The organism is Prevotella sp. tc2-28 (assembly GCF_900107705.1).
Taxonomy (GTDB): Bacteria; Bacteroidota; Bacteroidia; order Bacteroidales; family Bacteroidaceae; genus Prevotella.
The window spans coordinates 52,268-69,209 of sequence record NZ_FNRE01000001.1; the positions used below are offsets into that span (position 1 = coordinate 52,268).

Annotated in this window: 8 protein-coding genes and 2 pseudogenes; 2 read left to right on the forward strand and 8 right to left on the reverse strand. The window is 40.4% G+C overall.

Going from position 1 to position 16,942, the window contains the following annotated elements; genetic code table 11:
- Positions 1–64: 64 nt before the first annotated feature.
- Both BLU47_RS00195 and BLU47_RS00200 read left to right on the forward strand, forming a co-directional pair.
- Positions 65–301 (forward strand): annotated as a pseudogene (locus BLU47_RS00195) (hypothetical protein); the annotation flags it as partial.
- Positions 302–955: 654 nt separating this feature from the next.
- Positions 956–1,228 (forward strand): MerR family transcriptional regulator, encoded by a 273-nt coding sequence (locus tag BLU47_RS00200; RefSeq protein ID WP_091957075.1) that lies wholly within the window; start codon positions 956–958, stop codon positions 1,226–1,228.
- 276 nt (positions 1,229–1,504) lie between these two features.
- On the opposite strand, the gene BLU47_RS00205 is transcribed toward BLU47_RS00200, so the two are convergent.
- From BLU47_RS00205 to dptF, 8 genes and pseudogenes are all read right to left on the reverse strand, one after another.
- A complete protein-coding gene (locus BLU47_RS00205; RefSeq protein WP_176780393.1) occupies positions 1,505–3,160 on the reverse strand; it encodes an RNA-binding domain-containing protein in 1,656 nt (551 codons plus the stop codon).
- A 75-nt stretch (positions 3,161–3,235) separates the two neighbouring features.
- The gene (locus BLU47_RS00210) at positions 3,236–4,135 is read right to left on the reverse strand and encodes a hypothetical protein (RefSeq protein WP_143025405.1); all 900 of its coding nucleotides are present in this window, start codon (positions 4,133–4,135) and stop codon (positions 3,236–3,238) included.
- Positions 4,136–4,176: 41 nt separating this feature from the next.
- Positions 4,177–5,418 carry a hypothetical protein gene (locus BLU47_RS00215; RefSeq protein WP_091957080.1) on the reverse strand — a complete coding sequence of 414 codons (1,242 nt, stop codon included), beginning with the start codon at positions 5,416–5,418 and terminating at the stop codon, positions 4,177–4,179.
- 10 nt (positions 5,419–5,428) lie between these two features.
- Positions 5,429–6,451, reverse strand: coding sequence for a helix-turn-helix domain-containing protein (locus BLU47_RS15240; RefSeq protein ID WP_369796946.1), 1,023 nt, complete (start codon positions 6,449–6,451; stop codon positions 5,429–5,431).
- Positions 6,452–6,769: 318 nt separating this feature from the next.
- Positions 6,770–8,578: pseudogene (recQ, locus tag BLU47_RS15015) on the reverse strand (DNA helicase RecQ); the annotation flags it as partial.
- Positions 8,579–8,616: 38 nt separating this feature from the next.
- Entirely contained in the window at positions 8,617–13,857 is a 5,241-nt protein-coding gene (locus tag BLU47_RS00225; protein ID WP_091957083.1) for a helicase HerA domain-containing protein, read from the reverse strand.
- Positions 13,838–15,271: a DNA phosphorothioation-dependent restriction protein DptG gene (dptG, locus tag BLU47_RS00230; protein ID WP_091957085.1), complete on the reverse strand. Its 1,434-nt coding sequence runs from the start codon at positions 15,269–15,271 to the stop codon at positions 13,838–13,840. The genes BLU47_RS00225 and dptG overlap by 20 nt, the downstream gene beginning before the upstream one ends.
- Positions 15,265–16,932, reverse strand: coding sequence for a DNA phosphorothioation-dependent restriction protein DptF (gene dptF, locus BLU47_RS00235; RefSeq protein WP_091957087.1), 1,668 nt, complete (start codon positions 16,930–16,932; stop codon positions 15,265–15,267). Before dptF ends, dptG begins: the two co-directional genes overlap by 7 nt.
- Positions 16,933–16,942 lie beyond the last annotated feature (10 nt).

Genomic DNA, 16,942 nt, shown 5'->3' on the forward strand with positions numbered 1-16,942 from the left:
CACTTTCTTCATGTATGGAATAGATAAATGGCGCTCGACCTCTGGTCGCTTGCTACCAACGGGACAGCAGAAGATAGACGAAACCGAGACAGGCTATTATCTCGTTGCAGAAATCGTCAACATCCTCTGTGATGAAAAGTACCTGGCAGAAGATGGAAAGCCAGATGTAGAGAAAATGAAACTTATCACATTCGACCCGGTACATCATACTTACATTCAGTTGGGAAAGACTGTTGGTAATGCTTTCTCTGATGGTAAGCAGTTCTTGGACAAGCCAAGCGGCAAAGCTGAGCGGAAATGAGCTTTATCAAGTACATAGCAGACGAGCGCTCGGCCCAAAGGGTGTAATAGTCCCTGAAATGGGTGGAGTGCGCATAATATAGATATTTACTTGCCTTTTTTGATATCTATCGGCTAAAAATCGGTCAATCGTCAATATTTGGTATTAAATAATCTTAAATCTTTTGGGGTACCCTTTTGTTTGAGAAAAACAAAACCCGCTGATTTTCAGCGGGTTTCAAACTAAGTAAGCGGAGAGAGAGGTATCTCTCGCAGAAGGAGATGACCCTCATCTATTTGTTGTTTAATGAATTGAGTACCAATCATTTAGCATTTCCCATCAAAACGGTTCAGATTTTATGAAGTAATACACTGGTAATACATCCTGCTATGTATAATAAGACGGGGAATATAGTTGCCAGATTTCTTAGCCGTCACGCTGTCTTAACGCTCAATGGTTTTAATTCTATCAAAGATCTCTTATCTCACTTTGCAAAGGTAGTGCTTTTGCATCGAATAACCAAATAATTCAAGCAAAAAGCGGACAAAACACTCAAAAATCAGCCATTTCCCGACTGGGTAAGTCGTAAAATTGTTAAAATATGACTTAAAATTTTTCAAGACCACCGTTTTGATAGCTTATTCCTATTTTTGCAACAAAAAAGAGATATCAGCTATGATGCGATTTGAATATGATCAGAAATTTATCAAACTCCTCGCCAAAGAAATGGTGAAGGAGATGCAGAAGGTAAAAGATGAGACAAAGGAGCCTGAGCTTATCACTGTCAAGGAAGCAGCGGAAACACTTAATTTGTCTGAAGACTATGTGAGAAAGATAAAAGACAAACTACCCCATGTCAAGCAAGGAAACAGCAAACAGGGCCGAATCCTCTTCGTGAAAGAGGGTCTTATGGATGCCTATCTCAATGCTGTCGGAAAAACCAAGTAATGCGTACCAGGTGATTTGTGCAAGCGGCGCTTGCACAAATTCGCTATCAGCCGAAAACACGAATTTTGCAAGTCGCGCTTGCAAAAATGAAAAAATGGATAAATTCTCGTCTAAGCTCGTCTAAATCTCACTTAAAGTCTCGCTTAAAGTCGCTTAAATTTTCTTTGCAAGAATTCCCTAAATAAAGGCATTTCAGGAAACTCTCGCTTAAAAACTCGCTTAAATCCCCACGTAATCTCACGTAAATTTCGCTCTTAAATCGCTCTTAAATCGCTCTTATTTTTTTGTTTTTAAGAGCGACCATACAGATACGTTACCCTTTGTCTCGTTGACGATAATCCTTTCCTCTCTCATCTTAGTCAGCATGTTTCCGACTTTCGCCTTTTTCTGCTTGTCCGATAGAACGTCAGACAAGAGGTTCCACCACAGTTTGTCAATCTCTTCTCTTGTAAGAAACTTGTGGTCTTCAAGCGCATCCTGCAACAGAGCTTTACATTTCTTATATTCAAGTCCTTTGTGCATGGAATATTCCGCTTTCTGATCAGTGACTTGCGCCACCTGCTTCGAAACATACACTTTGGGCATTCTGCCTTCTATATACTTCTTTGACCTTAGGAATTTTATTGCCTCGCTGGAGAGTGTGTTCGCCTTCCCCTTTTGCACCTTATCAAGCAGTACCGTCGTTGCGAGGTCAATATCCGAATTCTCCAACAACAACAAACTGTAGTTTTCGTCAATGACGGTGCCAGGCAGCGTCAGCACTACAGTATCGTTGTCACTCTTGTCGTAGTCGGGCATCGGCAGGTAGCGGTCTTTCTGTGAAACAAACATCTTGTGAATGCCGAATCCCTCAGTATCAATCATTTTGATGTTCGCCATCGCCTGAGCCAAGAACGGGTTACGATACTTCTTGGGGATGCGTTCTCCCGTGATATAATCCTCATAAGTGCCATCATAGAACCCGCCGCTGTTCTTAAACTCCAGTTCATTTTCACGCTCTATCACGATAATACGGGCATTCTCGGCATAGTTTTGGTGGGCTATGCAGTTATGAAGGGCTTCGAGTATTACCTCGTTGTCGTACTTCATGCCCTCGCCAGGTAGGAAACTGTTATTAGGGAAAATCTTGAACGGATAGTTCCTAATTTTGTGCATCACCTCCGTTGTCGTCAGCAGGAATGGAATGGTAAACACCTGTCCCACATTATCCATACCAGCCAGTCGCCAGACAATCTCACCAATATGATTGATGTAGTGCAGCGACTCAGGCTTACCAAGCAATAATATAGTAGCATTGGTCATCTTGCCGTCGATGGTCAACTTCGCCTTATTCAAGAACACCTCGTCGCTCCAAGTATCCACCACCTTCTTCTGATTCGGATAGTGCTCTTTATATCCCTCGCGAGCTTCCTTGATGGCCTTCGCGTCCAAATCAGCAATCGTCGCACCATCAACTATCTGCTTCGACCAGTCGAACTCCGATGTCTGCCTGCGAATCTCCTCATACTTGCTCATGTCGAGAGCCACCAAACTCTCACCACGACGAGCATAGAAATGTCCCTGCCAAGCCATCGGAATACCACGCGGTGCAGCCGGAATCTGGAACATCAGCACCCGCTTGCCCTCAACCTCCAGTTCATAAATATCCCTGAAAGTATTACGGTCGGTGGTATGCTGCGACAAGTCATACTTCAACTTCTGCAGGCTCTTCATCCCGTTCTTATACGAAGTACCCAGTATCTCCCGCGTCTTGTCATGCACACCGAACACTAACCACGCAAAGTCCTTAGCCCTCAGGTTCGCCTCATTACTCAGTGCCGAGAAGTACTTACCCAAATCATCAAAGTCAAAGTTGTTCTCCGCCTTCTTGAACTCCACCACCTCGTCCTCGTAATGGTAGCGCAGATTGTTGAATGTTTCGTATATGTTCATACTCATAAAACGTTTCGTCTTTGAAGTTTATTCTCTTTCTTTCTGATTTTTCTCAACCCATCAGTCACAACCTGTTTATCTTTTATTCCCCATTGGTGTGTAAATGATGTGAACCCACTCGTTGCGTGCCTGATTTTCTTCCTTTTTCGATATAAGCCTTTTCTTCTCTTCATCTATTACTTGTACTCCATCAATATAGTCCATTTCAAGCCCAAAGTCTTTGTCGAAAGAAAATTTAAGTACGTCTACAATATCCCTAATTTCCTTCCCCGTATCTTCTTCCGTGTAAATGTTGGTCACTGTAGTCCGGTCGATTTCGTCTCGGTTCAACATATAGCACCATATCTCCTTGTCCTCATGTCGCAGAACGACATGGATATCCGACTCAGTTGTGCCAAACTCATCAAATTTTGAGTCAAGCCATTTTATGAGAGCGGAGAATTCTTCTGACCAGTAAAGATAAATACTTTCTTTTTCAAAAATGAACTTCTTCCATGCAGAATCACCCAAAGGAAGTATTATACTATTGGCATAGAAATATTTACCTTTCTGATTCTTGTTCGGAAACTTCAAATATCCAAACGCGATAGAATGGTAATTATGCTCCTTGCATTGCTCTGAAAGAACGGACTTGTCTATCTGTGCAATATTGATTTTTAATGGGTTAACGAACTGATGGACATCTGTGACATACAGTCTGTCTCTCGTTCTTGGATTAAAGTTGGCTATCTTGACCCATCCGATTGCACATCCGATGGGTAGAGGGTATTCTATATTCCCTATAAATTCTTCGTTATATTCAAGTTCACCCAGTTTTTCTTGGAGCATTGCCTTTTCATATTGTGCATCTCCTTCCCTGACAGCATAAATCAGGATAACTTCGTCTTGTCTTATGTCTGGAATAGGTATTATATACTCTATTATCTCAGTCATTACCAGACTTGCCCATGGTTGTGGTACTTTTGCTATTTTCATATCGACATTCTCCGTTTTGATTATCGCTATATTTTAACCAATCATAGCCAAGTGATGCCCCTCGGCTTGTCTGTTCTATTATAGGATGAGGTAACTTGAACATTGAACCCAATCTTTCCAATGTGGTGTGTTACGCCATCGGAAGAAACGAATGTCCAGTCAATAACATCCCTAAGTAATGCATACCCTTTGTATGTAAATGATGACAAATGTGCTTCGTCTAAATCCTCAATATTTATATCAGGCTTCATTTCTGGAGGTATCATCCGAATGTATTTTTCGCCCCACAGGTCTTTCTGATATTCAAATACAGCAAGAGGATTTGATACTATCTTTCCATCTTTATCACACAAGATGCCATTTGTAGAATCTACCTTGTTGCCTAATGTGTCGAAAAGGAAGTATTCTGTCGGAACAATGTCGCTTTCTCTTATCCATGGGTTATACCAATGAATTACTCCATTATTGTTGAACCCAATATCAGTATACTCTATAGTACGCAAATCTTTTGCCACTTTGCCCCTTACAACAAACTGTAGAGTTGCGTATCTGTCAATACTTTCAGGTCTGATGGCAACATTGAGCGCATTCCAGTCGTCAACTTTTGTACTTGGGTATATAATTCCGTCAAACGGCTTTATACTTCCACCATTAGATATTACTTTGGGATTGAAATTAAAGATAAAATTAGCATACAGAGCAGAAATCAGGTATTTTGACGGCCCCTTCTCAGTACTCATAAATATCTTAGCTAACTTTGCAAAATAATCTCCAGCAGTATCGCCAGACTCTTCATAGACATTAAATATTTTGTGCACATAATTATGCATAATACTATCTTCACGAGGAATAATGCGAGAAAAGGCAAGGCTTGTTTCTTTTAGAAATTTCCATTTAGCCATATAAACCTCATCTCCAGAAGCAACGTCTAAACCGATTTCTCTAAAGTTGATCGAGGGCGTTAGTGAAGCGTAAAAAACAGATTGACCAGTAAAGTTTGCTCTCTGTAGACTGGGGAACCGTTCATTACATAAGGCTCGTGGAACATAGGAAAATGTTTGTGGTGAAGACAAGTCCTCCCAATCTTTAATATCCCGAGCCAATCTACTTCGATACAAACCAGGTATGTCAGAGAGTAAAGTGTAGTTGAAAGGAACAGTACTTTGGTCGTGCTCATATGCACTGCGGAAAGTATATTCATCCATTGATTTGGATGAACGTACATACTCGTCCAGTTTCTTACTAAACCACGAGAAACGATAATTATAATTCTCTGCACTCATTTTGTGTTTCCTACAGTTTTCTCTTTCTTTTCAAATCTGCCATCACCATACGAATGGTGCTACGCCTAAAACCTTCAGGACACTTTGATTTTACTTTTTTCACTGTCGCGCCTTTCGGTAAAGACTTAACTACATCAGAGATTCTATTGTACAAATAGCTGTCAACGAAATCTGAGACATCAACCAGACCATGTAGTATAAGGTAGGAAAGATGTTTTGAGATTGTCAGTGCAGACAACTCACGTTTCGACACGATTGCCTCGAAAGTATAACCTTGTTTGGCAAGCTCAAAAGTGATTTGTATGGTTTTGGGTAATGACTTTCGGTTTTTTGCAGTGGTCTCTCCATCTACAATGACCTCTTCAAACATTTCAATCTGTTCTATAATCTCCTCGAATGACATCCCGAATGTTAGATTATATTTTTCAAGGAATTGCTCAACTTCACGGGATACTTCCTGTCCTCCTTTGCTCACCCTGGTCAATACTTGCGAGCTTTCTATTTGTGGGATTTCTACAAATGTATCATATCCCAAGTTGATAAGGACTTTAGAAGTACGGTCAGACAGAGATAGGTACCTGATTGGGGTGTTGAAAAGCTTGGTAAGTTCTGGATCAATGTCCAGCACCTCGTTATCTTCTTCATCCTCAGGGTCAACAACCGCTTCTTCTTGTGCAACAACCACCTCTGTACTCTTCTCATACTGTGCTCTTGTTCTTGGTATATCGGTGAACTCAACACTCAGATTATCGAACAGAACCTTTTCTTCATCTGTAATCGCCACCAATCCATGACCGACTTCCCTGTACCACTTTCTCAGGGCAACCTCATCATGTTCGCTATCCATGAAAGGAAAGCGTTTGTTCTGAATCACATACAAGCGGAAGCGGGAGAGGATCTCAAAAAAAGAGCCAGATGGGAACGTAACCACTTGTCCGTCTTTGTCGTAATCGTATTTCTGAGCAACTTTCACTACACCAGTCCGCTCATCCACCTTCATTTTATAACCATCTTTTAGGAGATGGCACAACATTGCAATAATCCTATCTCGTTGCTCTACGTCGGTGGCGACATAATCACTTAGGGAAATATCAAGTGGCCCCTGATAATTCCAATACGCCCTCTCTGTAATTTCCTTCAACACCTTACGCCATTCTATCGACTCCCATATATCCTGGTCTATTACGTATGTTGTTCCTTGTATGGTAATCTGATTTCTCAGCTTTTTTCTGGTACCCTCCACAAAACACTCGGTAGTTTTGTGGACTCCTCCCTTTTCTTCTTTAGGTGCTGTTTGAGGTGCTGGTATGACCGAGTCCTCCTTGAACGGAAGTTCTACTTCTGTAGGTGCATATTGCTTAATCACCTCAATAAATCGTTCACCGTAGGTGTCGCGCTTGTGTTCGCCAATGCCAAAGGTATTGCCAAAGGCTTCAAGGGTTGTCGGCTTGTCAGTTGCCAGTGCGTGTAGTGTCTTGTCTGACATCACTACGAATGCAGGATAATTGATTTCATCGGCTATTTCTTTCCTCAGAACCTTCAATCGCTCATACAACTCCATGTTTTCACTCTGCCCGCTAACGGTTACAGCCGAGACCTGTTCTTCTATCATCTGTTTGCGACGTCCCTTAACGCTGAAATCCTCACGGTTGATAACAACCAACTTAACCCTGGCCCTTCCACGAACAACGTCTTGCCCGAGTGGGGTTACGTGTATGTGGTTATCCTCGTTGTAGGCTATCTCGATATAGCCCATCTTCAACATCTGTAACAGATAGTCGTGCCAGTCTCTAACTGGGACATCCCTACCAGCAGCAAAGGTCTTAATCAGGTTATATCCACGCGAAATGACTTCTGGTGAGAAATTCCCATGCAGAATATCAATCGTCAGAGTAAATCCCACTTGCTCGCCAGTCCTGAGTATGGCAGAAAGAGCCTTTTGAACGAGTTCTGTTCCGTCGAATGTTGATGGTGGAGTATGGCATACATCACAATTGCCACAGCTCTTGTCGCTCGTTTCGCCAAAATAGTTTAGCAGAATACGTCGACGACAAACCTGCGCCTCAGCATATTCCTGCATGCGCTGTAGTTTCTCTGTGTTGATTTCCCGTTGTCCGCTCTCCTCTGCAAAACGCTGCAGCGTAATAATATCCCCCAGATTGTAAAACAGAATTGTTTCACAGGGCAGTCCGTCACGGCCACCACGTCCTATTTCCTGATAGTAGTTCTCTATGCTCTTGGGCAGATTATAGTGAACTACAAAGCGTATATTGCTCTTGTCAATACCCATACCGAAAGCAATCGTCGCACAAACCACCTGAATGCGGTCGTTGATAAAATCCTCCTGTACCCGATTACGCTCATCCGTAGGCAGACCGGCATGATAAACACCTACTGATACACCTTCCTTCTGAAGTTTCTCTGCCAGTTTCTCACAAGTTTTCTTAGCCAGACAATAAATGATGCCACTTTCGCCTCGATGACGGCGTATCAGGTTCAGTATCGTGCGCTGTTTCTCTTTTGCTGCATATCCCCTTCTGACATCCAAACTCAGGTTAGGACGGTCAAACGAGCTGATAAAGATTTCCGGTTCCTGAAGGTGCAGTTGTTCAATAATGTCAGCCTTGGTTATTTTGTCTGCAGTGGCCGTGAGAGCCATAATAGGCACATTGAGGAATAACTTATGCAGATTGCCTAACTGAGTGTATTCAGGTCTGAAGTCATGACCCCACTGAGAGATACAGTGTGCTTCGTCAATGGCAAAAAGCGAGACTTTCAGCATGGTTTGCATCCACCTCAACTCCGTCATCAGTCGCTCGGGTGAGATATACAACAGTTTAATATCGCCCCGCAGGCACCTTTCCGCTATCTGCCGATTAGCAATCTCATCGTTGGCACTGTTCAGAGCCTCTGCTGCTATACCATTGGCCCGCAATGCCTCCACCTGATCCTTCATCAGCGAGATAAGCGGCGAAATCACGATGGCAGTCCCCTCCATCATCAAAGCAGGAATCTGAAAGCATATCGACTTACCACCCCCAGTAGGCATCAGCACCAGCGCATCCTTCCGCTGTAGCACATGATTGATGATTTCCTGCTGCAAAGGTCGGAAGGAGTCGTATCCATAATATGATTTTAATATCTGTTTTGATGTGTCCATTTTTGCAATTTAGAGAAAGCGGAGTAATTCATTATTGTTCATTCAAACAAATCATATTCTTTTGGCTTAAACCGCTCGTCTTGCTCTACCAGCTCGAAGAATGGCAAATCTCTAATACCTTCCACCCTTGAGCCAATCTTGCATACACTCTCGAAGAGCTTAGCTCGATTGATAAAGTCTTGATATCTGTCACCGTTAGTATCGCTGGCACCAAAGATGCTTGCAATCTCAGACCGGCTAATAGAATTAACATGATGTATGACCCAGCTGAGAATAAACTGTGTATAGTCCTCCTTCTGAGTTTTGAAATCGCCTACATTCTGTGTAGAGAGTATCATGCCTACACCAAACATTCGTCCTTCACTGATTATCTTTCGGAGTGCAGTGAAATCCTTACGCAGGAACTGATGTGCTTCGTCTACCATAATCATTGCGCGTAACTCACGATAGCCATCCTCTTGCTTACTACCACCTAATTGTTGCATTTCAGCATAGAAGAGATCAAGTATCAGCGATACTATCAGCTTCTTTGTGTCATCAGGATAAAGAGTCAGGTCAATTACCCTCACGCGGTCAAGCCACTCAAAGAGTGAAACACACTGTGAATTGTCATTTGTGAATATAGTATAGTCACGCAATGTACTGAATAGGGCATAAACAGAATCATTCGCATCGTATTCCTCAAAGAATTTGGCAACCACATCATCCATAGTGGGGGTAACTTTACCCCATGTCTCAGCATCCCTGGTTATGCCAAAGTCCGAATAGGTGTCGAGTATCAATTGCTTAATTGCATTCTGTTGTTTAACACCCAAACCATACGCTTTTCCGAACGAGTCGCTTATCCGATTGGCAGTGATGGCTGGCAAATTCATTCCTTCCAAGTCATCTGTCAGTATCAGTTTCAAAGGATTGAAAGGCAGGTTGTATTTGTAGGCCTTGCCCCCACCTACAGCATTGAGGAATTCTGCATCGCGATAGTCGCCCTTATAGTCGAAGACCAGAATCCCCACAGGATGATTTCCAACATTGTTCACCCCTTCTTTCGAGAGTTGGGCTATGATAGACCTGGCAAACTGAGTCTTTCCTGTTCCCATTGTACCAATAATGCCCATATTGGGATGAGAAACCATTCGAGTATTGTTGGGTTCAAAAACGACCTCGCTATTTGTTGCAATCGATGTGCCAACACGTAATCGTATTGCACGATTAAAAGGCTTTTCAACCACAGGTACGGGAAGCACCGGCTCTTGTTCCGATGGCTTTACACTCTGAGGAGCATTTGGGAGAGAAATATCCGTTATTTCTGTTTCAACTTCACTTGGATGGTTGTCCGGCTCTTCTGGCTCCGTTTCGTCTGTGTTTGGGATAGGCATTGGAGTATTATTTCTCATCCTCTCATAGTCGCTATCTGAAACATAAATATCATTTTCTTTCAGGAAATGAACGAAATTGTGTTCTGGATTAGCAACACTTTGGAAGCATGCCCTTTGGGTCAAATTGATATGACATACCGGCACATCATCTATAATCTTTATTTCCAGATTATGCTGCACACTGGTGTAGAAATAGACAAGTGCTGCGTGCCCCATAGACAAGTCCTTTACATCGTCAGATATCTCATATTCTACATTCAGGAGATTAAAACGATACTGGGATATCGTGTCAAATTCTTCCTCTGTCAATAGGTTGTTAGCATAAAGCTTATCAGCATTTGCCAAATATTGTGAGGCAAAGAACGTTTTATAGATATCCTTTGTGAACCCTCGTTCTCCCAGCAGATGTTCTTTGAGAACCTTGTAGGTATGTACCACCTGTATTTCTCCATGTGTAGTGTGGGCACTGCTCTTTGCCAGTTTCACTTCCACAGGGTAGATTAGCAGCTTTGGCTTATTTTTATCAGAGACATCCAGTCCCATCATCAGCAAATCGTCGGACAGTGCGCCAGAGACACCAAGTTCCTTGGCAGTAAACAAACCAGACTGTGTCATGCCAATAGACCCCGACACTCGCAATATTTCATCCAGTGATATTGGTAGCCAGATAACGTCCTTACAGCGGCTTAAGAAATGTCGCATGATGATGCTCGCTGCAACAATACTGAGTTTTTCCCTGATTTGGAACTCACTCTTATTGATAATTCCAAGCAGCCAACTACCATTTAAGCTATTAAAGTAATCTGTCATCGTTTCGTTAAACTGCAGTACGTTCATGTTGCCGCTGGTATAACGTTCGTAAGCCATCCTCAACATATTTTCGTATTGAGAGATGTGCTTTGTAACAGTAATGCTGTCGTATTTGGCATTAATCGTATATTGATCCGTGTAGTGGACTACATAAAGATTCTGTTTATAGAAGAAATTGATATCTACCTCTGGATGCAAGAAAGTTACCCAGTTCGCATTATCATAAATCGACTGCAGCAACGTGGACCCTTTATATGTAAACCTCTTGGAAACGCTAATAGACTTTTGAAATTGATTTCGTCCACCGTTTCTTGCATTGGCATATAATGTGTTCATTGCAGATACAACCTGATACACGGTTCCTTCATACTTAAGTCCTTTAGAACCAAATCCGATTGTATATTCACAATCCTTATTCTGGGTAGACGGAATAGATATTAGACCTCCCATCGACAACTCTACGCGCATATCACTTGATGGGGGAGTAATAAATTCTGTTCCTGTATCCATCTGATAGAAAGCGATATGACAATATCCTATAGTGGGATTATTATCATCAAGAACATGCTTATAAAAAGAAACCCTTGAAAACAGCTGCCTAATAATTTCATGTGCCGTATAGTCCTTCGAATCTATACTTTCCTTTATTTTTTCAAGTTCCTTTACTATTAGGTCATCCGAATTCAATCTATTCAGTCTTTCAAAGAATGTTTCGTCTAACAAATTATCCACATATTCATGAATCTCGACACATTGAACGATTCCTGTTGCGTATTGGTCTTTAATAAAATCCAATAATCCTTTTATAACATTGGAATCATCCTTAATGCCAATCGTACTGATAACAATAGGACAATTTTTATCTTGGAAAAGATAGTTAAAATGGCGTATGAACTCAGTAAGCTTCTCATGTACCATTTTTGTCGTAATGTTATAAGTCCTAATTTGTTGGTTACTGCCAACACCCTCATAGAACAGCCATGTCTTAATGTCTTCCGTTTCTTTATCGGCATAAGGCCTTTTTTCCATGTCATTATAATACAGATAGGGTATCAAATAATAGGGAGAAATAAGCTTTAATGTATTCGATTGAAAATCCTGTCCGTCAAACCGATTTTTAAATTCAAGCATAAATGCGACTATGATAGGATGGAAAGGTGTGAACATTATTCGTTCGGCACCCTCTATCACTCCAAGATGAGTAAGCCCCAATTCATACTTACTCATTGTCCGATATTCGGGGATGACATTTATTGTTCTAACAACGACTTCAAAAAGATAGTTTTGATATAGTTGCTCAAGTTCGTCATCAATATAACAAAGAGAAGGAACTGTCTTTTCACGTTTGAAATAGTCGAAAATTCTATCCAGAGCAGTTCTGACATTTTCTGGTAGGTCTACAAATAGACCCATAAATTCGCCCTCTTTATTAGTCCATCTCATCGCATAGTTCCCCTCATCTATCATCTGTTTTTCTAATCTCAGATATTTCCTGAAATAATCATGAACAGAGAATTCTTCCTCCTCATTGCATATTTTCAGGAATGATTTGTCAAAACTACTTGTTGCAACATCATGGAACGTTATTCCTTTAAGCCATATCATCTCAAATATAGCCATCGGGGTTTTAGGCTGCACTCGGTTGGAACTTAGATTAAAAATCAAATCTACTTTGTGATTCCTAAAGGAGATGGCGAGTTTAACTTTATCAGAATCATCCGCACTATCCATCGGGATATTTAAAAGGAAATCATCGCTCCAATCCAGTACACCGAATGTTGGCTGGACCAAATTATTTCCGGCACCTATGGTTAGTGCCATAACATCTTCTGGCACATCTACAACTATTGCACCTTTCTTATTAATTGAGAAGTACGAATGAATACTATCAAATGTTCCTACCTTTGCGGCTACTCTCTGAACGATAAACTTGTGAATATTGTTTTCCTTTCCAACGGAAAAGGCTTTCACTTCGTTACCAACTTCAAGATACAAAAATCTTCCATTAGGTTGGCCTTCAGAAGATAATCCCTTTATATCGCTATTAAAACTGATTCTTATTCTGGTTGTTCTATTCTCTGTGTTGTCACATATTAGAATAAATGTTGTACTTTTTTTCTTGACATTGCCTTTAGTCCTCTTTAAGAGCTGAACATCTGGTCTGTCATCTTGTAGCTTAACATCTTCAAATGACAGGGTAGCTGCTGCATTTTTTCTATCAATACTTTTTGCGACGTTCGAAAAATCAATATCATCAACGCTTTCAACACGAGCAAGATCATTAATCAACCTGTCGTCCAAATACTTGCCAAGCTTTACTTTCCTCTCCTCACCATCGGTTTGGGCTATTATATCTGAGATTTGATTATATAGGAAAGCATTTTTCTCAACTCTTTCTTGCAAATCCTTTTCAGATTGGCTAAAGAACATATCATAAATATCCTTATCTTCGAAATATCCTAATGTTGAAAAATTGTCCTTCAAATGTCCCCTTTTCAAGACACCTAATATTTCTTTGAAGTCAAACAGTGTATAGCCACCATCACCTATTCTTTGAGAGATCCTGTCGAGTGAATTTCGTAAATATACCTTTTCATTGGCGTTCATCAAGCAGTCCTCAATTTTCCTTTTTATATTATCTCTAATGTAATTCGTGTTAAGCGGCATTCCTTGATTTTGCAAATCAACACTTGCTGTCGTTAGAGATTCAAGGCGATTGCTGGACAAAACATATAAGACCCCGTAATCTGAGTAATTAGAAACGGGAGAGCATACGGCATTTCTAAGGGTTGTAAGATAATCTTCTGTGGCGTTTTCACTACTACCAATTATCAGGTGATGTTGACTGTGTTGTGGTGATATGCAGAATGTTTTATAACTTTCTTCTGTAACATTATATTCACTTCCATCGAAAATATAATTGATCTCAATGTCTCTTGAATATGCTGATTCTTGCATAGCCCTCAACAAGCCATCCCTATGTTTCTTATTTTCAATTATGACATAATAACGACTACCTGCAGTTATCTCGTTTTGCTCATAATATGGTATGAGCAATTCGTCAACTATATACTTATAAAATGACTCTAACATATTGTGCCTCCCCGGAATCGCTCTTTTTATCAAGCAGGTTTAACTTAGTTAATTGACTCTCAATAGCTATACGAGTGTTCATATCAAAGTACATCCCGTAATCATGAAATGCATTATACATGTCATCAAGTTTCATTCGTTGCTCTTTTGTTACCATAGCAATCAAAAAGACCAAGATATCTTCGTCCAAGACTAAGACCCTCATTCCCCGCCTATTCCGCAGGAACTTCACCTCAAATAGATCTCTTACCTTCTTTTCTAATCGATTTTTGTATTCTGGTGATTGAAAGTCTAAGCACAACTTTGTCAGCTTTTGGAAGAACTCATCATATGAATTAACTGTATAATCTACATCCTTTTGCAAATCTTCTTCTGAAATGTTGGATCTATTTTTTAAGAGCTCATATTTTTCTTTATGATAGCGCTCTAGAACTGTTTCGCAGATAGCCTTGTTCTCAAAAAAAGATTCATCTCCCAATGACTGTATTATTTCGGAATACAGGCCTATGGGTGTTTCACCTGCAAGTGTGTTAAAGATATCCAGTGCCTGTGCTCTTGCTGAAAGGTTCTGGAGAGATTCTCTTGATATCCACTTCTCCCAACCCATGCCGACAACGTCACGGGATTCAGAAGCAGACTCGGAAGATAGCATATAATAAAACTTAACGATGTCATTCTCTTTGTATTCTTTCCAATGTACCAGGTGGGCTATAGCTTGAGAGATTGACAGACAGGCATAGAAGTGGAGGAGATAGTTAGCATTCTTCACGATGACATAGTCCTCTTGCTTCATTAGCCACATAAGATCTTTAATGAATTGCTTCTTAACAAAAGGCAGAATGTAATATTCATCATTGTTATGAAGGTTTATAAATCTTCCCCTTTGCATGCCTTCACGAATACTCTTACTAAAGAGGTTTTCTTCACCTTTTAGCTTGTTTGGCATTTCTCTATTGTTTTCATCAAGCATAGAATACAAATAGTCAGCTATCTTCTTCTGGCCGTCAATGTATTTCTTACCAGTTCTTGTTTCTTGGATAGATTCTTCTACCAAGGGGAGGTATGGGAGAAATGATGCGTCTATAACGGACATTTTTCCTTCTGGATAAAGAATGTCTTCTACAACACTAATAAAAAGTTGCTGCTGAAACCTTGGCATCTTCCCTGTATCATGCAAGTATGAACTAACGGGTTCTTCTACATTGTTGGTAAAATTTTGTATAGGCTTTACATCGAGCCTTCCCCATTTGCGGAAAAAAGCACCTGTAATTCCTGACAAGCCGCAGTTTTTATCAAATCCTGATGTTGATGGATTTAGGTTAAACGGCAAAAGACTAATGGTAGATGACCAATTATCTACAAACTTCCCATCGCCTTGATGGTATTTGTCTTCGTATCTTTCGAGTGCTAACATTCTCTGTAATTTATTACTCCAAACTGCTTTGACAAAATATATTTCCGATTCTCAGAAGTCATAACTATAACTTCATCAGAACTATTACTGAGAGAAACCAAACGCCTAACAAAATGGCTAAATGCCATGTTTTTTGTACTTTCAAAATTTAAAGAGAGACGTCCATTATATAAACAGGTCAAGTATTCAAACAATTGGTAATCTATTCGAAGCGGAACAACTTCTGACAAAACTCTCCATCTCAAAGTCATTGTCAGTGCGAATTCGTTAGAGGATTCGTAAATTGACGAATAAGAGTCAGGAACAAGTTGAATACCCGCAAAAAGCCTATGATGACTACCTTGGATATTTAGTGGAACAGTTTTCTCTGGGCTGTAATATGAGCCGTAGTGTCTGGGAATTACAGTCGAAACCATCTGATATACCCGCTGAACTTCCTGACCGTTTTCATTAAAGAATCCTCTTATTGAGTTGAGAAAACCAATATATTCACGACTTTCTGAATGGTAAGAGAGGAGATGCTTTAGGCGAAAGAGAAATTGGGTCGTTCGCATTATGTTCTTCCGGTTGTTATTACACATGGCTCTAATCTTTCCAACTAAAAGAGGTGATGTTGAAGTGATTAATTCCTCGTCTAAATAATTTTGAGGTATTTCCGGTGAGGTAAATAATGCTGCCAGCTGCTCATCATGCTCAGTATTACTATATTTTAGAGGATCAAGCATCGCAATACTTCGTTGTATCTTACTCCTTCTCCCATTGTATAGCATAGAAGGAAGCAATGCTTCAAGAAAATGTTTGTCATCTGTATAGTTCTCTAAATCCTCATATACTAAAATAGAATAAATAAAATCCTGAAAGTCGCGTGGAGTTACCATTAGCCTAAAACGTATTATGGCCTCTATAATACAATTGATGATAGTTGTTTGTACAGCCTCCAAGCATAATAGTTGGTAGTTAAGGACAACAGGATCTGTTCTTGAAGCATCAAGAGGGATAGACTCCTTGTAAGCCTTGTAATAAGGATTAGCGATATCAGGGCGAGTTATACGTAGCAAGAACTCTTTAAAGAAATAGGAATCCACAGGATAAGTGCCAGAATCCTCCTTGTTAAACTCAAAAATCTGGAGATTCATAAACTGTACTATCCTCATCCTACTTGTTTCAGTGATTTTATTTGTATCCTCAGAAAATAAGGGCTGAGTAAATTCTACCAGCTTGCTATATTGAGTCTTTACAGATACATCCTCGATAAAAGCATTCAGTTTTCCAATGTTAATGGCAAGAACTAATTTTGTAGATGTATTGTCAATGTTGGTGTCTGAAAAGTCTTCCAGGACTTCTCTTAAAGTATCTATAGCCGTTCTTGATGGCGAATAACTTTCGGTAGCGTCATTGTAAAACCTAAACGTGTCTTTGTATTTATCAATGTTCCTTACGGAACTTATAAGGTGAGACTTTCCATCACCAGCACTTCCAACCAATAAGATGATACCACCTCCTTGGTTTATTATATCATCCATCCGGCTGCACAAGGCATTTTCAATATGACTTCTCTGAATATGCAAATACCTATCAAGTTCTCCAAAGGATTGTCCGCTTTGAACAGAATCCGTTGAACCTTGACTCAGACTGTTTAGTATTTTAGTTAATGGTGTCATACGCTATATC

Bases quoted from the DNA above. Each gene is read 5' to 3' on its own strand.
- BLU47_RS00200 (WP_091957075.1), top strand. From the start codon at position 956: ATGATGCGATTTGAATATGATCAGAAATTTATCAAACTCCTCGCCAAA.
- BLU47_RS00205 (WP_176780393.1), bottom strand. From the start codon at position 3,160: ATGAACATATACGAAACATTCAACAATCTGCGCTACCATTACGAGGAC.
- BLU47_RS00210 (WP_143025405.1), bottom strand. From the start codon at position 4,135: ATGAAAATAGCAAAAGTACCACAACCATGGGCAAGTCTGGTAATGACT.
- BLU47_RS00215 (WP_091957080.1), bottom strand. From the start codon at position 5,418: ATGAGTGCAGAGAATTATAATTATCGTTTCTCGTGGTTTAGTAAGAAA.
- BLU47_RS15240 (WP_369796946.1), bottom strand. From the start codon at position 6,451: ATGTTGTGCCATCTCCTAAAAGATGGTTATAAAATGAAGGTGGATGAG.
- BLU47_RS00225 (WP_091957083.1), bottom strand. From the start codon at position 13,857: ATGTTAGAGTCATTTTATAAGTATATAGTTGACGAATTGCTCATACCA.
- dptG (WP_091957085.1), bottom strand. From the start codon at position 15,271: ATGTTAGCACTCGAAAGATACGAAGACAAATACCATCAAGGCGATGGG.
- dptF (WP_091957087.1), bottom strand. From the start codon at position 16,932: ATGACACCATTAACTAAAATACTAAACAGTCTGAGTCAAGGTTCAACG.